The 18,399-nt window shown below is 72.7% G+C and carries 14 protein-coding genes and 2 pseudogenes; 10 read left to right on the forward strand and 6 right to left on the reverse strand.

Annotated elements, in window-relative coordinates; translation table 11 throughout:
• Positions 1-71 precede the first annotated feature (71 nt).
• The 3 genes and pseudogenes from clpB (at position 72) to D7294_RS29545 (ending at position 3,714) form a co-directional block, all read left to right on the forward strand.
• A complete protein-coding gene (gene clpB, locus D7294_RS29535) occupies positions 72-2,681 on the forward strand; it encodes an ATP-dependent chaperone ClpB (protein WP_120684887.1) in 2,610 nt (869 codons plus the stop codon).
• A 47-nt stretch (positions 2,682-2,728) separates the two neighbouring features.
• Positions 2,729-3,313 (forward strand): annotated as a pseudogene (locus D7294_RS29540) (YbjN domain-containing protein); the annotation flags it as partial.
• 110 nt (positions 3,314-3,423) lie between these two features.
• Positions 3,424-3,714 carry an MTH1187 family thiamine-binding protein gene (locus D7294_RS29545; protein ID WP_120684889.1) on the forward strand — a complete coding sequence of 97 codons (291 nt, stop codon included), beginning with the start codon at positions 3,424-3,426 and terminating at the stop codon, positions 3,712-3,714.
• A gap of 102 nt (positions 3,715-3,816) precedes the next feature.
• Here the strand turns inward: D7294_RS29545 and D7294_RS29550 are convergent, their stop codons facing one another.
• From D7294_RS29550 to D7294_RS29570, 5 genes are all read right to left on the reverse strand, one after another.
• Complete coding sequence (locus D7294_RS29550; RefSeq protein WP_241562712.1) at positions 3,817-5,031, reverse strand: ABC transporter ATP-binding protein; 1,215 nt, start codon at positions 5,029-5,031, stop codon at positions 3,817-3,819.
• Entirely contained in the window at positions 5,028-6,173 is a 1,146-nt protein-coding gene (locus D7294_RS29555) for an ABC transporter ATP-binding protein (protein WP_120684890.1), read from the reverse strand. The genes D7294_RS29550 and D7294_RS29555 overlap by 4 nt, the downstream gene beginning before the upstream one ends.
• Positions 6,173-7,174: an ABC transporter permease gene (locus D7294_RS29560; protein WP_120684891.1), complete on the reverse strand. Its 1,002-nt coding sequence runs from the start codon at positions 7,172-7,174 to the stop codon at positions 6,173-6,175. The genes D7294_RS29555 and D7294_RS29560 overlap by 1 nt, the downstream gene beginning before the upstream one ends.
• A gap of 12 nt (positions 7,175-7,186) precedes the next feature.
• Positions 7,187-8,698 carry an ABC transporter permease gene (locus tag D7294_RS29565; protein ID WP_120684892.1) on the reverse strand — a complete coding sequence of 504 codons (1,512 nt, stop codon included), beginning with the start codon at positions 8,696-8,698 and terminating at the stop codon, positions 7,187-7,189.
• A gap of 236 nt (positions 8,699-8,934) precedes the next feature.
• Entirely contained in the window at positions 8,935-10,692 is a 1,758-nt protein-coding gene (locus tag D7294_RS29570) for an ABC transporter family substrate-binding protein (protein WP_120684893.1), read from the reverse strand.
• Positions 10,693-11,080: 388 nt separating this feature from the next.
• Between D7294_RS29570 and D7294_RS29575 the strand changes: the two genes are divergently transcribed.
• The 7 genes and pseudogenes from D7294_RS29575 to D7294_RS29605 all read left to right on the forward strand — a co-directional run bounded on the left by D7294_RS29575 (position 11,081) and on the right by D7294_RS29605 (position 17,125).
• On the forward strand, positions 11,081-11,653 hold the full coding sequence (locus D7294_RS29575; protein ID WP_120684894.1) for a DUF2617 family protein: 573 nt from the start codon (positions 11,081-11,083) through the stop codon (positions 11,651-11,653).
• Positions 11,650-12,399, forward strand: a pseudogene (locus tag D7294_RS29580) (spermidine synthase); the annotation flags it as partial. The gene D7294_RS29575 and the pseudogene D7294_RS29580, both read left to right, overlap by 4 nt.
• Before the next feature lie 232 nt (positions 12,400-12,631).
• Positions 12,632-13,840, forward strand: a complete 1,209-nt coding sequence (locus D7294_RS29585; RefSeq protein ID WP_241562713.1) for an SRPBCC family protein — start codon at positions 12,632-12,634, stop codon at positions 13,838-13,840.
• 104 nt (positions 13,841-13,944) lie between these two features.
• Entirely contained in the window at positions 13,945-14,760 is an 816-nt protein-coding gene (locus D7294_RS29590; RefSeq protein WP_120684895.1) for an aldose epimerase family protein, read from the forward strand.
• Positions 14,761-14,863: 103 nt separating this feature from the next.
• Positions 14,864-15,400 carry a phosphoribosyltransferase family protein gene (locus D7294_RS29595; protein ID WP_120684896.1) on the forward strand — a complete coding sequence of 179 codons (537 nt, stop codon included), beginning with the start codon at positions 14,864-14,866 and terminating at the stop codon, positions 15,398-15,400.
• Positions 15,401-15,644: 244 nt separating this feature from the next.
• Positions 15,645-16,667: a class II fructose-bisphosphate aldolase gene (gene fbaA / locus D7294_RS29600; protein ID WP_120684897.1), complete on the forward strand. Its 1,023-nt coding sequence runs from the start codon at positions 15,645-15,647 to the stop codon at positions 16,665-16,667.
• A gap of 44 nt (positions 16,668-16,711) precedes the next feature.
• On the forward strand, positions 16,712-17,125 hold the full coding sequence (locus D7294_RS29605; RefSeq protein ID WP_120684898.1) for a DUF3151 domain-containing protein: 414 nt from the start codon (positions 16,712-16,714) through the stop codon (positions 17,123-17,125).
• Positions 17,126-17,276: 151 nt separating this feature from the next.
• On the opposite strand, the gene D7294_RS29610 is transcribed toward D7294_RS29605, so the two are convergent.
• Positions 17,277-18,399: class F sortase (locus D7294_RS29610; protein WP_147450937.1), on the reverse strand; the 1,123-nt coding region annotated here is incomplete at its 5' end.

The raw sequence follows: 18,399 nt of genomic DNA on the forward strand, positions 1-18,399 counted from the left end.
CTCAACTTATCGCACGTTGGGCATGGCAGCCCGTACGGTAGAAGATCACAGGTTACGGAGGAGTACCGCCCGTGAACGCCGAGCTGACGAACAGAAGCCGGGACGCGATCAGTGCGGCCAACGACCGCGCGCTCACCGGTGGGCACCCCGACATCACCCCGGCGCACCTGCTGCTCGCCCTGCTCTCCGGGCAGGACAACGAGAACATCCAGGACCTGCTGGCCGCCGTGAACGCCGACCAGGCGGTGCTGCGCTCGGGCGCCGAGCGGCTGCTCGGCTCGCTGCCGACCGTGCAGGGCGCCTCCGTGGCCAAGCCGCAGCCGAACCGGGAGCTGCTCGCCGTGATCGCGGACGCCGCCGCGCGCGCCAAGGAGCTCGGGGACGCCTACGTCTCCACCGAGCACCTGCTCATCGGCCTGGCCGCCAAGGGCGGGCAGACCGCCGAGCTGCTCGCCGCCCAGGGCGCCGCCGACCGCAAGCTGCTCGACGCCTTCCAGGCCGCCAGGGGCGGCCAGCGGATCGACAGCCCCGACCCGGAGGGCACGTACAAGGCGCTGGAGAAGTTCGGCACCGACTTCACCGCCGCCGCCAGGGAGGGCCGGCTCGACCCCGTCATCGGCCGCGACCACGAGATCCGCCGGGTCGTCCAGGTCCTCGCCCGCCGCACCAAGAACAACCCGGTCCTCATCGGCGAGCCGGGCGTCGGCAAGACCGCCGTCGTCGAGGGGCTCGCCCAGCGCATCGTGAAGGGCGACGTGCCCGAGTCGCTGAAGAACAAGCGGCTGGTCGCGCTCGACCTCGGGGCGATGGTCGCGGGCGCCAAGTACCGCGGCGAGTTCGAGGAGCGGCTGAAGTCGGTGCTCGCGGAGATCAAGGCCGGCGACGGCCGGATCATCACCTTCATCGACGAGCTGCACACCGTCGTCGGCGCGGGCGCGGGCGCCGACTCCGCCATGGACGCGGGCAACATGCTCAAGCCGATGCTGGCCCGCGGCGAGCTGCGGATGGTCGGCGCGACCACGCTCGACGAGTACCGCGAGCGGATCGAGAAGGACGCGGCCCTCGAACGCCGCTTCCAGCAGGTGCTGGTCGCCGAGCCGACGGTGGAGGACACCGTCGCCATCCTGCGCGGGCTCAAGGGCCGCTACGAGGCCCACCACAAGGTGCAGATCGCGGACGGCTCGCTGGTGGCCGCCGCCACGCTCTCCGACCGGTACATCACCTCCCGCTTCCTGCCGGACAAGGCCATCGACCTGGTGGACGAGGCCGCCTCGCGGCTGCGGATGGAGATCGACTCCTCGCCCGTGGAGATCGACGAGCTCCAGCGCTCCGTGGACCGGCTGAGGATGGAGGAGATGGCGCTGGCGGGCGAGTCGGACACCTCCTCCCGGGAGCGGCTGGAGCGGATTCGGCGCGAGCTGGCCGACCGCGAGGAGGAGCTGCGCGGGCTGACCGCCCGCTGGGAGAAGGAGAAGCAGGGCCTCAACCGGGTGGGCGAGCTGAAGGAACGCCTGGACGAGACCCGCGGCCTGGCCGAACGGGCCCAGCGCGACGGGGACTTCGAGGCCGCCTCCAAGCTGCTCTACGGGGAGATCCCGGCCCTGGAGCGCGAGCTGGCCGCCGCCACCGAGGCGGAGCAGGCCGCGCTGTCGGGCGGCGGGGCGCGGCCGACGATGGTGAAGGAGGAGGTCGGCCCGGACGACATCGCCGACGTGGTCTCCGCCTGGACCGGCATCCCCGCCGGGCGGCTCCTGGAGGGGGAGACGGAGAAGCTGCTGCGGATGGAGGAGGAGCTGGGCCGCAGGCTGATCGGGCAGGCGGAGGCCGTGCGGGCCGTCTCGGACGCGGTGCGCCGCAGCCGGGCCGGGATCGCCGACCCCGACCGGCCCACCGGCTCCTTCCTGTTCCTCGGCCCGACCGGCGTCGGCAAGACCGAGCTGGCCAAGGCCCTGGCGGACTTCCTCTTCGACGACGAGCGGGCGATGGTCCGCATCGACATGAGCGAGTACGCCGAGAAGCACTCGGTCGCCAGGCTGGTGGGCGCGCCCCCCGGCTACGTGGGCTACGAGGAGGGCGGGCAGCTGACGGAGGCCGTGCGGCGGCGGCCGTACACCGTGGTCCTGCTGGACGAGGTGGAGAAGGCGCACCACGACGTCTTCGACATCCTGCTCCAGGTGCTGGACGACGGGCGGCTGACCGACGGGCAGGGCCGCACGGTCGACTTCCGCAACACGCTGCTGATCCTGACCTCGAACCTCGGCTCCCAGCACCTGATCGACCCGCTGGCCAAGCCGGCCGACCGGCGCGAGGAGGTGCTGGCCGCGGTGCGGGCGGCGTTCCGCCCCGAGTTCCTGAACCGGCTCGACGACCTGGTGGTCTTCCAGGCGCTCGGCGCCGGGGAGCTCGGCAGGATCGCCCGGCTCCAGGTCGACGCGCTGCAGCGGCGGCTGGCCGAGCGGCGGCTCACCCTCGACGTCACCGAGCTGGCCCTGCGCTGGCTCGCCGACGAGGGCAACGACCCGGCGTACGGCGCCCGCCCGCTGCGGCGGCTGGTGCAGACCGCGATCGGCGACCCGCTGGCCCGGCAGATCCTCGCGGGCGAGGTCCGCGACGGGGACACGGTCCGGGTCGACGCCAGCGCCGACGGTGGGCTCAGGCTGGTTGCCATGCCCCGGGAGTGATGGGGGAGGATGGACGCGCCCCGAAGCCGTACGAAGGGACGAAACCCGTGTCCGTCGACCCGTCCGCAATTCCGAATTTCGGGGGTCAGCCACGTGGCGGCCCCGACGGCCGGCAGCCAGGCGGCCCGCAGCAGGGCCAGCCGCAGCAGGGCCAGCCGCAGCAGGGCCGGCGGCCGACCGCGCCGATCCTGCCGAACCAGGAGCTGGTGAAGCAGCTGCTGGAGCGGATGAAGCTGAAGTACGTGGTCGACAAGCAGGGCGACCTGGTCGCCCCGTGGAAGTCGTTCCGCACCTACATCATGTTCCGCGGCGAGAAGCAGCAGCGGATCATGTCGGTGCGGACCTTCTACGACCGGCCGTACACGCTCGATGACAAGCCCCGGCTGCTGGAGAGCGTGGACGAGTGGCACCACACCACCCTGTGGCCCAAGGTCTACACGCACACCAACGACGAGGGCACCGTCCGCCTGATCGGCGAGGCGCAGATGCTGATCGGAGTCGGCGTCGGCTTCGATCACTTCGTGTCGAGCCTGGTCAGCTGGGTGCGTGCCGCGGTCGAGTTCGACAAGTGGCTGGTGGACCGGCTGGGGCTTGAGAAAGACCTGGAGACAAGCGGGGAGACAAGCGGGGAGACGAGCGGCGAGGCGAACGGCGAGCCGGGCGGGGAGACCAACGGCGAGAACGGCCCGCTCCCGGAGGCCGGCGCCGACGGCGAGCCCGGCGCGGGCCCGGGGGAGGGCGCGTGATCGTCGCCTTCTCCGTGACCCCGATCGGCGCGGGGGAGGACGTCGCCGAGGAGGTGGCCGAGGCCGTCCGGGTGGTGCGCGAAAGCGGCCTGCCCCACCGCACCGACGCCATGTTCACCTCGATCGAGGGGGAGTGGGACGAGGTGATGGCGGTCGTGAAGCGGGCCGTGGAGGCCGTCTCGGCCCGCTCCCACCGGGTCAGCCTGGTCCTCAAGGCCGACGTGCGCCCCGGCGTCACGGACGGCCTGACCAGGAAGGTCGCCCGGATCGAGGAACTGCTCGGCTGACGCCGGGCGCCCCGGCGCACGAGGGCCGCCGCACCCGCCACCTGCGGGGACGGCGGCCCCTGCGCTGTCCGGGGGGCCTCCCGGAACGCCCCTGGCGGGGGCTCAGGCCGCGGCCGGGGCCGGGGCCGGCGTGCCCACCGTCTCCTCGGCGAAGTGGCAGGCCACCGGGTGATCCGTGTCCCGCTTGATCAGCTTCGGCTCCTCGACGGCGCAGATCTCCTGCGCCTTCCAGCAGCGCGTCCGGAAGCGGCAGCCGCTCGGCGGGTCGAGGGGGCTGGGCACGTCGCCGGTCAGCACCGTCCGCCTGCGGCGGCGCTCCTTCTTCGGGTCGGCCAGCGGGGCGGCCGACATCAGCGCCTGGGTGTAGGGGTGCGAGGGGTGCTCGTACACCTGCTGCCTGGTGCCCGTCTCCACGATCTTGCCCAGGTACATGACCGCGACCCGGTCGGAGATGTGCCGCACCACCGACAGGTCGTGGGCGATGAACACGTAGGCCACGCCCAGCCGGTCCTGGATGTCCTCCAGCAGGTTGACCACGCCGGCCTGCACCGAGACGTCGAGCGCGGACACCGGCTCGTCGAGCACCAGCAGCTTCGGGTCGAGGGCGAGCGCCCTGGCGATGCCGATGCGCTGCCGCTGGCCGCCGGAGAACTCGTGCGGGTAGCGGTTGCCGTGCTCGGGGCTCAGCCCGACCAGGCGCAGCAGCTCCGCGACCCGCGCCTTGCCGCCGGAACGCCAGGAGCCCTGCACCTTCAGCGGCTCGGCGATGATGTCGTTCACCGGGAGCCTGGGGTTCAGGGAGGCGTACGGGTCCTGGAAGACCATGCCCGCCTTGCGCTGCACCGGCCGCAGCCGCGCGGCCGAGAGGCCGGTGATCTCCTGCCCGTCGAAGCGCACCGAGCCCGAGGTGGGCTTGATCAGCTGGAGCACGGCCCGCCCGGTGGTGGACTTCCCGCAGCCCGACTCGCCGACCACGCCGAGGGTCTCGCCCTCGGCCACGTGGAAGGAGACGCCGCTGACCGCCTGGACCTGGGCGACCACCCGCTGGATCAGGCCGCCGCCGCGGACCGGGAAGTTGACCACCAGATCGGTGACGCGCAGTAGTTCCCTCCGCCCGTCCGTCCCGCCGTCCCCGGTGGCCTCGGCGTTGCCTGCGGTCTCGGGGTTCTCGGTTCCTTCGGCGTTTCCCGCGGTGCCGGCCTCCCTGCCGGTCCCGGCGTTCTCGGTGGTCTCGGCGTTCTTGGCGTTCTTGGCGTTCTCGGCGGGCTTCGCGCCGTCCGCGCCGTCGGCGGGCGAGGCCGGGGCCTGGCTCGTCATCGTTCCTCCTCGGGGACCCGGAAGAACGCCGTGGCGTCCTCCGCTTCTGCCAGTCGGTCGCTGTGGTGGCAGGCGGCCAGGTGGTCGTCGCCCTTCTCGGCCAGTTCGGGCTCGCGCTCCCGGCAGACGTCCGTCGCCAGCGGGCAGCGCGGCGAGAACGGGCAGCCGCTGGGCAGGTTGATCAGCGAGGGCGGCGTGCCCGCGATGGGCCGCAGCCGCCCGTCCCGCTCGCCCTCCAGCGAGGGGATGGAGCCGAGCAGGCCCGCGGTGTACGGCATGCGCGGGGTGTAGAAGACCTGGTCGGTCTCGCCCACCTCCACCGGCTTCCCCGCGTACATGACCAGCGTGCGGTGGGCCATGCCGGCGATCACCCCGAGGTCGTGCGTGATCAGCACGATCGCGGCGTTCACCGCGTCCTTGACCTCAAGGAGCTTCTCCAGGATCTGGGCCTGGACGGTCACGTCGAGGGCCGTGGTCGGCTCGTCGGCGATGATGACGTCCGGGTCGTTGATGATCGCCATCGCGATCATCACGCGCTGCCGCATGCCGCCGGAGAACTCGTGCGGGTACGCGCGCAGCCGCCGCTCGGCCTGCGGGATGCCGACGAGGTCGAGCATCTCCTTCGCCCGGGCCATGGCCTGCTTGCGCGGCACCAGGTGGTGGGCCAGGACCGCCTCGCTGAGCTGGTCGCCCACGCTGCGCACCGGGTTCAGCGAGGTCATCGGGTCCTGGAAGATCATCGCGATGTTCCGGCCGCGCAGCGCCCGCTGCTCCTTGGGGCGCAGCTTCAGCAGGTCGCGACCGCGGTAGCGGATGCTGCCGCGGACCCTGGCGTTCTTCGGCAGCAGGCCCATGACGGCCATGGAGGAGACCGACTTGCCCGAGCCGGACTCGCCGACGATGCCGAGCACCTCGCGGGCGTGCAGCGTGTAGTCGACGCCGCGCACGGCCTTCACCAGGCCGTCGTCCGTGGGGAACTCCACGGTGAGGTCCTCCACGACGAGGATCTCCTCGTCCGAGGGGGGCTGGGAGTCGGCCAGGGTGCGGCCCGCGTGCACCTCTTCTTCCGCCTCGATGATCGACGCGTCCGTGGGCACGTCGGGCGCCGTGGGCGTGTTCGCGGGGGGAGTCAGGGAGGTCATCAGTCACGCACCCGGGTCTGTCGGGGATCGAAGGCGTCGCGCAGCCCGTCGCCGATGAAGTTGACCGAGAGGGCGATCGCGACGATGAACAGGCCCGGCCAGTAGAACAGCCACGGCCGCACCGAGAGCGCGGTGCGGTAGTCGGTGATCAGGCGGCCGAGCGAGGTGTCGGGCGGCTGCACGCCCAGGCTGAGGAAGGACAGCGCGGACTCGGTCAGCACCGCACTGGCGATGGCGAGGGTGGCCGAGACGATGATGATGCCCATCGTGTTCGGCAGGATGTGCTTGAAGATGATCCGCCGGGCCGGGGTGCCGACCGAGCGGGCGGCCTCGACGAACTCCTTCTCGCGCAGCGAGAGCACCTCGCCGCGCACCAGCCTGGCGATCTGCGTCCACAGGCACAGGCCGAGGAACAGCGCGAAGAGCAGGATGCCGTGGCCGGCGACGATGACGCCGATCAGGCCGGCGAGCAGCAGGGTGGGGACGGCGATCACCACGTCGGTGATCCGCATCAGCACCGACTCGGTGCGGCCGCGGAAGTACCCGGCCACGGCGCCGACCACCGTGCCGACCAGGGTGGACACCAGGCCGACGATGATGGCGATGAGCAGCGAGGTCTGGGTGCCGCGCATCGTCAGGGCGAAGTAGTCGCGGCCGGTGTTGTCCTGGCCGAAGGGGTGCTCCCCGAGGTGGACCCCGCCGCCGCCGAGGAATCCCGGCACCACCGAGAGGGTCGGGTCGCCGCCGTTGGTGACGGTGCCCGTGGTGGTGGCGTCCTTGTCCCACCAGCCGGGGATCGGGCCCCAGCCGATGGAGCTTACGGCCAGCAGCACCACGAGGAAGAAGAGGACCATGCCGACCAGGGCGCCGCGGTGCCGGAAGAACCGGCGCCGGATCAGCTGCCCCTGGGAGCGGGCGACGATGTTCAGGCCCTGGGCGGCGTCCCCCGCCTGGGGCGGCGGGGGCGTGCCCGCCTCGGCTGTCTGGGTCTGGGATGTCATGTCCGTTCTCCTTTACGACAGCCGGATGCGGGGGTCGAGGAAGGCGTAGGCCAGGTCGGCGATCGTGTTGAACACCACGATGGCGCCGCCGGAGACCACGAAGAAGGCCATGATGGGCATCGGGTCGCCCTCCTCGATGCCCTTGAACAGCAGGCTGCCCATGGCCGACCAGCCGAAGACCTGCTCGGTGACCACGGCGCCGCCGATGATCGTGCCGATGTCGTAGGCGACCAGGGTGGTGATCGGGATCAGGCCGTTGCGCAGCACGTGCCTGGTGATCACCGCGCGCTCCCCCAGGCCCTTGGCCCGCGCCGTGCGCACGAAGTCCTGGTTCATCACCTCCAGCATGCTGGCCCGGGTGTAACGGGTGTAGGTGGCCAGGGAGATGAGCACGAGCGCCAGGGTGGGCAGGGCCAAGTGGCCGAAGGAGTCGAGGCCGGTCTCCCAGAAGGTGCCCTCGTAGTTGGGTGTCTCGGCGCCGATGGTCGAGATCGGGCGCCCGCCGACCGAGTCGGAGTAGTCGGCGAAGGACTGGAACATCCGGTCGGTGAAGATGACCGCCCCGGTGAACAGGCCGGTGAAGACGGCGGCCGGGATGGCGGAGCGGCGGTAGAGCTCGCCGCCGAGGAACCAGCCGACGGCGCCGCAGATGAGGGCCGTCAGGACGGCGAGGCCGAGCAGGGTGATCAGCTGCGGGTCGTCGAGCACCGGGTCGAGGGCGAGGGAGGCCACGACGCCGAGGGCCGCCGCGATCAGCGCCGCCTGCAGCGGCGGCTTCCACTCCAGGCCGCTGACCAGGGCGGTGAAGCCGAGCGCGCCGCCGACCGCGGTGAGCGCGATGACGATCGGGCCGAGCCCCGGGTCGGCGAACCACTCGCTCGCCGAGAGGGCGATCAGCAGCGCCACCATCGCCACGGTGGTGATGCCGAAGACGGCCCAGCGGGTGCGCCGGTCGCCGACCACGAGGGCGCCGCAGCCGAGGCCGGTGATCAGGGAGATCCCGCCGATGAACAGCGGGGAGATCTCGGGGTCGGCCAGCCAGTCGTTGAAGTCGAGGGCCAGGAACTGCTTCAGCAGGGTGCCGACCCAGAAGAGCGGCAGCGAGAAGCAGACGAAGGCGACGAAGGTGACGGACTGGTCGAGGGCCGTGTACTGGCGCAGCGCCGAGATCACGCCGATGGTGATGCCGACGACGATGGCGATGACCGTGGCGCCGATGATCAGCTGAAGCGTTGCGGAGAGCGCGTGGTCCAGCGCGGCGTTGACCTTCTGGCCCTCGCGGTCCTTGCCGAAGTTGCCGGTGAGCAGGTCGCCGAGCCACCGGAAGTAGCGGACGAGCGCGGGGTCGTCCAGGTGCATCCGCTCGGTGATTTCGGCGATCTTGCTGGCACGCGCCTGGTCCGGAAGCTGCCGCGCGTCGGCCAGCGGGTCCCTGATGTTCGTCGCCAGGAAGAAGACCACGACGGTCGCGACGAGGAAGACCCAGACCGAGACGAAGAGCCGCCGCGCGATGAAGACGAGCATGTGCGCTGACTCCTGAGGATCGAGGGAAAAATTCGGGGGCGGGCGGGACGGGGCGAGGACGGGAGCCGGAGCGGGGGCCCGGCGCGGGGACCCGCGGCGCCCGCCGCGCCCTGGAGGACCGCCTCACGCGAACGCGGGGCCGGAGGGTCAGACCCCCGGCCCCGCGAGGCGTTGGTGCGGTCGTGCGGCAGGGCGGCCGGGTCAGGCCCGGCTCGGTGCGCCCGATCCGTGAGGGATCAGGACTTGCTCCACTCGGCCACGTTCCACACGATGCCGTTCTGCGACGGGTTGGGGACGACGTTCTCCACCGTGGAGCCCCAGGCGGTGATGCCGGGGTGCTGGTACAGCGGGATCGTCACCATGTCCTGCCACAGCAGGGCCTCGATCTGGGAGGTGAGGTCGATGGCCTGCTGCTCGTCGGAGGCGCGCAGCACCTGGTCGAGCAGGTCGTCCATCTCCGGGTTCGAGTAGCAGCCGTTGTTGTTGCCCTTGCCCTCCGGGGTGCACTCCTGGACGGTCCGGTAGGTGGAGTTCCAGCCGGAGCGGTCAGGGGAGCCGGCCCACGCGAACATCGCGACGTCGAAGGCGTTCTGCGCCAGCGCGCCGTTGGTGTCGAAGAAGTCGGCGGTCGAGGAGAACTGCACGTCGAAGCCGGCCTGGTTGCAGGCGTCGGCGATCAGCGCGCCGGCGTCGTTGCGGCGCTGGTTGTCCAGCGTCGCGAGCCGGACGGTGGTGCCGACGGCGTCTTCCTGCTCCAGGATCTCGTGGGCGCGGTCGATGTCCTGGGTGCCGAACTCGTCGATGTACTCCTGCGAGGCCTGCACGGACTGGTCATAGCCCGGGTCCCACGGGGCGGTGTTGCGGGCGTTGAGCACCTCGGCGTCCGGCACGACCGGCTGGATCAGGTTCTCCACCAGCGTCTCGCGCGGCACGCAGAGGGCGAACGCCTGCCGCAGCGCCAGCGAGTCCGCGAACGGGCCCTGGTTGAAGTTGAAGTCCAGGTGCTCGTAGGTGTACTGGTTGTACACCTGGGACTCGATGCCGGAGGCGGAGTCGATCTGCTGCGCCATGTCCACCGTCGGCTGCGGCTGGATGACGTCGATCTCGCCGTTCTGCAGCGCCTGGACCTGCTCGGAGTCGGGGATCTGCCGGATGACGATGGTCTCGGCGGCCGGCGGGGTGCCCCAGTAGTTCTCGTTGTAGGTCAGCGTGACCGACTGCTCGGGCTCGTACCCGGTCACCATGTAGGGACCGGAGGACGGGATCAGCGAGGGGTCGGGCAGCGCGCCGTTCAGCAGCCAGCCGTTGTTGTAGAAATCGGCGGCGTCCTGCAGGACGGACGGGTCGTCGCCGCGCAGCGCCTCGAGGAACGCCTCGGGGCTGTCGAAGCCGCCCTGCTCGGCGACCACGTGGGCCGGCATGATCACCGTGTTGCCGTTGCCAGGGCCCGCGGTCAGCCAGTCCGCGTAGGGCTTGCTGTAGACCAGCGAGAAGCTCTTGCCGCCCGGCTCGCAGTCGGGCATCGCGGTGTCCTCGATGCCCTGGGTGCCGACCGCGGAGAACAGGCCGTCGAAGGCGCCGCTCATCGCCGTCCACCACAGCATGACGTCGTCGCAGTCGATCGGCGTGCCGTCCGACCAGACCGCGGCGTCGTTGATGGTGTAGTTGACGGTCAGCGGGTCGTCCGAGACCTTCTCGAAGGTGCCGAACTCCTCGTTGGGGACGGGCTGGCCGTCCTCGTTGCCGAACTGCCAGAAGCCGGTCAGCACCGAGTTGAGGACCTGCCCGTTGGCCACCGTGTTGGCGCCGGCCGTGGTGTTGTTGTAGCTGTCGAAGGGCTGCTCCATGCCGTAGGTGACCGTGCCGGACGGGCCGCCGCTGGAGTTGTTGCTTTCGTCGTCGTCGCCGTCGTCGTCGCTGCTGCACGCCGAGAGCACTAGAGCCCCTCCCAGCATGGCCGCGACGAGCTTCGACGTTCTGCCGAATCGGGTCATCTATGGGCCTTCCACGGTGTCATGGCTTCGGGTGTGAAGTTGCGCCGAGCTTCGCCAGTGGAACGTGCGCTGCCAAGTGCGCCAGGGTGACCGTTGCGCAGCCGAAATGTGAAGCACGCTGAGCTGTGACCAGCATTTCGGTGGATTCAGGGGCGAATGGTGCGATTCGCGGGAGTCTCCGCGCGTTGACTGTGCATATGCGTTCGCATAGCGCGCGGCTTCTTGGTGAACACCTGACCTCACTGTCCCCGACTGGATGGAAACCTGGTGAAGTTGGGTAAAAACGCTGTGGTGGCTGGGTGTTCCGTGGTTCGGTGGTCCCGATGTCTCCGAGGGGCGGTCCGTACCACCGCACCACTCTCGACTGCGCGCATGCGAGGGCCGACCCATGCTCACCGAAATCAAGACCGCCTTCACGGACACCCGGGCCCACGATCTGGCCTGGTCCCTCGGCCGGGAGCCGCTGCCGTCCCTGGCCACCTTAGACCTCCAACTGGACTCGGCCCAGGTGCAGTTGAGGATTCTGGGGGCCTCGCACCAGGTGCTGCTCGAAAGCCGCGGCGGCTCCTGTTCCGAGACCGTCGCCTGCATGCCGGGCAGCACCACCCCGCTGCCCCTCGGCGTCTCCAAGCGGCTGGGAAACTTCGAGTACGAGTTCGCCGCCCGGGTGGAGCGGCTGAGCGCGGGCTCCTTCGCGGGCCGCGCGCAGGAACTGCTGGCCCTGGTGGCCGAGCACCCCCACGGGCTGGCGGGGATGTTCCCCGGCGACCCGCACGCGTTCACCGCGCTGCTCGCCCAGCGCCGGGACGACCAGGTCCACTGGCGGACCTGGCACACCTACCCCCAGGAGCAGCGGCTCGTCGTCACGCGCACGCGGATAACCGGGACGCGCAGCGCGGCGCCCGCACCCCCGGGCGAGGCCCTCAGGCGGCGCAGGTACGACGCCGCCTTCGGTTCATGATCGGCACCCCGCAGGCCGAGCGCGCCGAGCGGGCCGAGGCCGAGCGCCGCCCCGTGGTGGGGCTGCCGGTGTCGGCCGAGACCGGGCGGTTCCTCGTGCTGGCCACGGTCTTCGTCTGCGCCGCCTGCGGCCTGGTCTACGAGCTCGAACTCATCGCGCTGGCCGACTACCTGGCCGGCGACACGGTCACCCACACCTCGATCATCCTCTCGCTGATGGTCTTCGCCATGGGCGTGGGCTCGCTGTGCGCCAAGCGGCTGCGGGTGCGCGCCTCGGCGAACTTCGGGCTCATCGAGGCGCTGCTCGCGCTGGTCGGCGGCTGCTCCGCGATCAGCCTCTACGCCTGCTACCTGCTGTGCGGGGACGCGATACCGATGCTCGTCGGCTTCTCGCTCGCCATGGGGGTGCTGATCGGCGCGGAGATGCCCCTGCTGATGACGCTGATCCAGCGCATCCGCGCCCAGGACGCCAGCCGCGCGGTGGCCGACCTGTCCGCCGCCGACTACGTGGGCGCCCTCCTCGGCGGCCTCGCCTTCCCCTTCCTCCTGCTGCCGCTCTTCGGCCAGGTGAACGCCGCGCTGGTCACCGGCGTGGTGAACGCGCTCGCGGGCGGGCTGCTGGTGCTCTGGCTCTTCCGCGGCGACCTCTCCCGGCGCGCCCGCCGCCGCCTGCTCGCCGCCAACCTGGCGGTGATCGCCGCGCTGCTCGCCTGCGCCACGGCCGTCACGCCACTGGAACGGGCCGCGGCCACCCGGCTCGCCGAGTCCCCGCCGGGACCGCCCGCGCCCGCGGCGCCCCCGCACCCCGCGGACGAGCAGTAGCGGGGGCGGCGGCCGGGCGGGCGCCTGGCCCCGCCGGGGCGCCGATGGCCGGCGCCGGCGTTGGCCGTCACCGGCCATCAGAGCGGACAGTAAAACGAAAGGACTCCCGGACCACGGATGAGTGATCCGCCGGAGTCTGGTGGGTAGGCTCCGCGCCATGGCCATGGAGCACGAGGTCTACGTCCCGCTGTCCCTCGGCGCCGTGCGCGGCGCGTTCGCCGATCCGGGTCTTGTGGCCCGCTGCGTTCCCGGGCTTCAGCCGGAGCCGGGCGGCGACCCGGCCGCCCCCACCGGGCGGCTGCGGCTGCGCATCGGCTCCTCCACCATCACCTACCGCGGCTCGGCCGTCCTCGCCCCGGAGGGCGACGGGCTACGCGTCGAGGCGCGCGGCGAGGAGGCGCGCGGCAGCGGCTCGGCCCGCGTGGCGCTGCGCGTGGTGGCGCGGCCGGTGCCGGACGGCGCGGGCACCACCCTGGCCTTCAGCGGTTCGGCCGAGGGCACCGGGCGGCTCGGCGACGCCTTCACCCCGGAGCAGCGGGCCACGGCGGCCCGGCGGCTGTTCGACCGCTTCGCCGAGACGCTGACCGAGGAGCTGGCCCGGGTGGCCGAACCGCCGCCCGTCGCGGGCGGCATCGGCGAGCCCGGCGACAACGAGCGGGTGATTCCCGGCATTCCGGCGGCGCCTGAGCCGGAGGCGGCCGCGGCCGCCGCGGCGGGGCAGGAGTCCCAGGACCCGGCGGGGGAGGAGGCGCCCTCCCGCCGCGGCCCACGGCCCGCGGCCCACGGCGCGGAGGAGCCGGCCGGGGAGGCCGTGGCGGAGGAGGACCTCTCCCGGGAGGGCCTCGCGGGCGACGAACTCGCCCCGGAGGACCTCGTGGCCGGGGACCTTGCCGAGGACCTTGCCGGAGACGTGGCCGGGGACCTTGCCGGAGACCTCGCCGGGGAGTTCCCCGGGGAGGGCCTGCCGGGGGAGGAGGCCGGCGGGGAGCCGGGCGCGGGCGGCGGCGCGTTCGCGGGCGGCGAGGGCGAGTTCCCCGGGGAGTTCCTCGCGGACGAGCTGGCCGGGGAGCTCGCCGAGGAGGCGGCGGAGGAGGGACTCGTGGCCGAGGGCCTGGAGGTGGAGGAACTCGCGACGGCGGGGGCCGACGATCCCGAGCCCGAGGCCGACTTCGCCCGGCGCACGATGATCGGACGCAGCGCGGAAGAGGTCGACCACGCCCCGCCGCGCGGCCGGTACGCCCCCGAACCCGCGCCGGGCCGCTCCCCGGGCTCCCCGGCGGCCCTGCGGTGGGCGGCGCCGGCCGCGGCCCTCGCCCTGGCCTCGGCCGTCGTCCTCGGCCGGGTGCTGCGCAGGCGGCGTTCCTGAACCGCCCGCCGCCGACGGGGTGAGTCCTCGGGGCGGCCGCGTGAACCCGTCCAGCATGAGGGCGTCACTATGATTTACATACATCGGATCGTTATCGTTCGTGCGTGACCACGCATGACACCGACCGCGGAGTACGACTCCGCGCCGCCGACTGCGAGTTGACGCTGCGGCCCGATCAGGGCGGCCGGATCTCCTCGCTCCGCGTCCGCGGCACCGAACTGCTGCGCCAGGGCGAGCGGTTCGGCTCCTTCGTGATGGCGCCCTGGTGCGGACGCACCGGGGAGGGCAGGTTCCGCAACGGCGGCACGGTGCACCAGCTGCCGCTCGACGCCGGCCCGCACGCCATCCACGGGACCGTCCGGCATCGCGAGTGGCGCGTCGCCGGCGCCGACGAGACCTCCGCGGCCCTGTTCACCGACCTCGCCGACCCCTGGCCCTACCGCGGCCGGGTCACCCAGCTCGTCGAACTCGCCCCCGACGGCGGCAGCCTCAGCCTGACCCTGGGCGTCGAGACCCTCGGCGACTCCTTCCCGGCGCAGGCGGGCTGGCACCCCTGGTTCCTGCGGCGCCTGAGCCCGGAGGGCGAGGAGGCGAGGATCGAGTTCGACGCCGCGTGGCAGGAGGAGCGCGGCGAGGACCACCTGCCCACCGGGCGGCGCATCGACCCGCGCCCGGGCCCCTGGGACGACTGCTTCGGGATGCCGGACGGGGTCTCGGTCACGCTGACCTGGCCCGGGCGGCTCCGGCTGCGCCTCGCCTCCCGCAGCCCGTGGGCCGTGGTCTACGACGAGCTGCCCGAGGCGGTGTGCGTCGAGCCGCAGTCCGGGCCGCCCAACGGCCTGAACACGCACCCGCAGCTGGTGACCCCGCTGGAGCCGCTGGAGATCTCCACCACCTGGTCCTGGGAGAGCCTGGACTGAGCCCGGAATCGGGCCCCGGGTCCGGGCCCCGCGCCCGGGTCCCGGACCCCGGGCCCGCCCTGGCCGCCCGGCCGTCCGGAAGCCTGACGTAGGGTCTCGTGCCATGAGCGCGCGTGACGAGCTGCTGCGGCAGATCAAGGACAAGGCCGTCGTCCACGGCCGGGTGACCCTCTCCTCGGGCCTGGAGGCCGACCGCTACGTCGACCTGCGCCGGATCACCCTGGACGGTCAGGCCGCCCCGCTGGTCGGCGAGGTCCTCCTCGACCTGACGGCCGGCCTGGACTACGAGGCCGTCGGCGGGCTCACCCTGGGCGCCGACCCGGTGGCCACCGCGATGCTGCACGCCGCCGCCGCCCGCGGCCGCCGGCTGGACGCCTTCGTCGTGCGCAAGGCGGGCAAGGCGCACGGCCTCCAGCGGCGGATCGAGGGCCCCGACGTGGCCGGGCGCCGCGTCCTGGCCCTGGAGGACACCTCCACCACCGGCGGCTCGGTGCTCACCGCCGTCGAGGCGCTGCGCGAGGCGGGCGCCGAGGTGGTGGCCGTGGCGGTGATCGTGGAACGCGGCGCGGCCCCGGCGATCGAGCGGGCCGGGCTGCCGTACCACGCCGTTTTCACGATGGCCGATCTCGGCCTGGACTGACCGCTGAACAGCGGCTATCACGTTCCGTAGTGGTTTCACGTGAAACCGTTCACGGGTCCGTACGGTGGGTGCCCGGGTCTGGGAAGATAAGCGGGACGACGACGTCAGCACCCGGAGTTCCGCGGGTACTCCCCGGTTATCCGTTCACCGCGATCTCACCCGTGGCCGCCACTTTGGCTGCCCACCGCGCCGAGCCCGCGAGTGACTCTTCGAGCAGCCGCAACACACGTCAAGGAGCGGACAGATGCCCATCGCGACCCCCGAGGTCTACAACGAGATGCTGGACCGGGCGAAGGCCGGCAAGTTCGCCTACCCGGCCATCAACGTCACCTCGACGCAGACCCTGCACGCCGCCCTGCGCGGCTTCGCCGAGGCGGAGAGCGACGGCATCGTCCAGATCTCCACCGGCGGCGCCGAGTTCCTCGGCGGCCAGTACCGGAAGGACATGGTCTCCGGTGCCAGGGCGCTGGCGGAGTTCGCGCACATCGTCGCCGAGAAGTACCCGGTGAACATCGCCCTGCACACGGACCACTGTCCCAAGGACAAGCTGGACGGCTACGTCCGCCCGCTGCTCGCGCTGTCCAAGGAGCGGGTGGACCGCGGGGAGAACCCGCTGTTCCAGTCCCACATGTGGGACGGCTCCGCGGAGACGCTGAAGGACAACCTGGAGATCGCCGGGGAACTGCTCGCCCAGGCCGCCGCCGCCAAGATCGTGCTGGAGGTGGAGATCACCCCGACCGGCGGCGAGGAGGACGGCGTCAGCCACGAGATCAACGACAAGCTGTACACCACGGTCGAGGACGCGCTGCGCACCGCGGAGGCGCTCGGCCTCGGCGAGAAGGGCCGCTACCTGCTGGCCGCCTCCTTCGGCAACGTGCACGGGGTCTACAAGCCGGGCAACGTCGTGCTGCGCCCCGAGCTGCTGAAGGACCTCCAGGAGGGCGTGGCCGCGAAGTTCGGCAAGCCGGCCCCGTTCGACTTCGTCTTCCACGGCGGATCCGGCTCCACCGAGGAGGAGATCACCACGGCCCTGTCCAACGGCGTGGTGAAGATGAACCTCGACACCGACACCCAGTACGCCTTCACCCGGGCCATCGCGGACCACGTGCTGCGCAACTACGACGGCGTGCTGAAGGTCGACGGCGAGGTCGGCAACAAGAAGACCTACGACCCGCGCAGCTGGGGCAAGCTGGCCGAGGCGAGCATGGCCGCCCGCGTCACCACCGCCTGCGCCCACCTGCGCTCCACCGGCACGCGGCTGAAGTAGGCCGCGGGCGCCGGAGCGCCGCGCGGGAAGGCAGACTGGACGGCATGGCCATTCACGAGAACCTGCTCGGGGGCGTGCCCCCGACCCACCTGCCCGACGACCCGGAGCCGCGCGACCTCCTCGCCGCGGGCACGGCCCCGGCCGAGGTGGCGGCGAAGTACCCGGCCTCCTCGCTGGCCTGGGCACAGCTCGCGGACGACGCGTTCGCCGAGGGCCGCACGATCGAGTCGTACGCCTTCGCCCGCACCGGCTACCACCGTGGCCTCGACGCGCTGCGGCGCAACGGCTGGCGCGGGCAGGGCCCGATCCCCTTCGAGCACGAGCCGAACCGCGGGTTCCTGCGGGCCCTGCACGCCCTGGCCAGGGCCGCCCAGGCGATCGGCGAGCAGGAGGAGTACGAGCGCTGCACGCAGTTCCTGCGCGACAGCTCGCCGACGGCGGCCGAGACCCTCTCCTGAGGGCCGCCGCCCGCTCGGCCAGGAGCCACGAAGGAAAGGCGCCCCGCACGCGGGGCGCCTTTCGCCTTGTCCCCGGCCGCCGCGCGCCGAGGGCACGGGACGGTCGCCGGGCCGGCGGAGCAGCCCGGCGGAGCTTGCGCAGAGCGGGCCGTCAGAGCATTTTCGTGGGCATGCTGGCGGTGAGCCGGGCGTAGGCGACGATGTTGGAGTCGTAGCCGCCGTTGGCGGTCCAGGCGCCGCCGCAGGTGATCAGCCGCAGCTGGGGGGACTCCACCGAGCCGTAGACCCGTTCGTCGGGGAAGGCGGTCTTCGGGTACTGCTCCACGGAGTCGACGGTGAAGATGGCGGTCTGCCCGTCCTCGCGGTCGATCTCGATCGTCTCGCCGGGCCGCAGCTGGCCGAGCCCGGCGAACGCGGCGGGGCCGGTGTACGTGTCGAGGTGGCCGACCATGATCGCCGGGCCGCGTTCCCCCGGGGAGACCCCGCCCGAGTACCAGGCGGCCCGCATGGCGTCCTCCTCGGCCGGGGCGGGAGGCCCGCCGTCGGTGCCGAGCTCGGCGCCGAAGACCTCGACGTCGGTGCCGAGTTGCGGGATGCGCAGCCGGGTGGGCACCGACCTGTTCAGCGGCGGGGCCACCACCGCCGAGGGTTCGCCCGTCCACGGGTCGAGGCCCGCGGTCGAGCCGGCGTCGGGTGGGTCGGCCGGCGCGTCGACCGCCCCGGGACGCGAGACGCCCTCCGCGATGCTGCTGGACGCCTGGGCGGCGCGGACGGCGTCCCCGGGGCCGGGCGCGAGCAGCCCGGCCCCGACGCCGGCGGCGACGGCCGCGACCGCGGCCGCCACCTCAAGGCGGCGGCTGCGGAAGGCGAGGCGCTGGTGGCGGGTGGTGCGCGGCGTGGCCAGGCCGCGGCCCAGGGCCCAGTCGAGGCGGCCCCGGGCCGCGGCCACCAGGGGCGGGATGCGGCGCGCGCAACGGCCGGCGGCCCGGCCCGCCGCGCGCACGGGCAGCGTGCCCAGGCGCCAGGCCACCCGCAGCGGCAGCGGGACGCGCACCACCGCCCGCAGCAGCCTGCCCCCTCCTGCCGGTCCTCCCGGCTTTCCCGCCCCACCCGGCTTGCCCGGCCGGCGCGGGCCCGGGCGGCCGGGGGCCGGTCCCGGCCCGCCGGCCCTCGCGCGCGGGCCCTCGGCCGGCGCCGGGGAGGGGCCGCGGGGCGTGCGGCCGGCCCGCGGCTCCCGCGGCGCGCCGCCCAGGTCGGGAGAGCGGCGGGGAGGG

Origin of the sequence: Streptomyces hoynatensis (assembly GCF_003626535.1) — a bacterium.
In the GTDB taxonomy this organism is placed as follows: domain Bacteria; phylum Actinomycetota; class Actinomycetes; order Streptomycetales; family Streptomycetaceae; genus Streptomyces; species Streptomyces hoynatensis.

Excerpts from the sequence above, each read along its gene's own strand:
- D7294_RS29565 (WP_120684892.1), bottom strand. The coding sequence starts at position 8,698 with ATGCTCGTCTTCATCGCGCGGCGGCTCTTCGTCTCGGTCTGGGTCTTC.
- D7294_RS29560 (WP_120684891.1), bottom strand. The coding sequence starts at position 7,174 with ATGACATCCCAGACCCAGACAGCCGAGGCGGGCACGCCCCCGCCGCCC.
- fbaA (WP_120684897.1), top strand. The coding sequence starts at position 15,645 with ATGCCCATCGCGACCCCCGAGGTCTACAACGAGATGCTGGACCGGGCG.
- D7294_RS29570 (WP_120684893.1), bottom strand. The coding sequence starts at position 10,692 with ATGACCCGATTCGGCAGAACGTCGAAGCTCGTCGCGGCCATGCTGGGA.
- D7294_RS29575 (WP_120684894.1), top strand. The coding sequence starts at position 11,081 with ATGCTCACCGAAATCAAGACCGCCTTCACGGACACCCGGGCCCACGAT.
- D7294_RS29555 (WP_120684890.1), bottom strand. The coding sequence starts at position 6,173 with ATGACCTCCCTGACTCCCCCCGCGAACACGCCCACGGCGCCCGACGTG.
- D7294_RS29550 (WP_241562712.1), bottom strand. The coding sequence starts at position 5,031 with ATGACGAGCCAGGCCCCGGCCTCGCCCGCCGACGGCGCGGACGGCGCG.
- D7294_RS29605 (WP_120684898.1), top strand. The coding sequence starts at position 16,712 with ATGGCCATTCACGAGAACCTGCTCGGGGGCGTGCCCCCGACCCACCTG.
- D7294_RS29595 (WP_120684896.1), top strand. The coding sequence starts at position 14,864 with ATGAGCGCGCGTGACGAGCTGCTGCGGCAGATCAAGGACAAGGCCGTC.
- D7294_RS29585 (WP_241562713.1), top strand. The coding sequence starts at position 12,632 with ATGGCCATGGAGCACGAGGTCTACGTCCCGCTGTCCCTCGGCGCCGTG.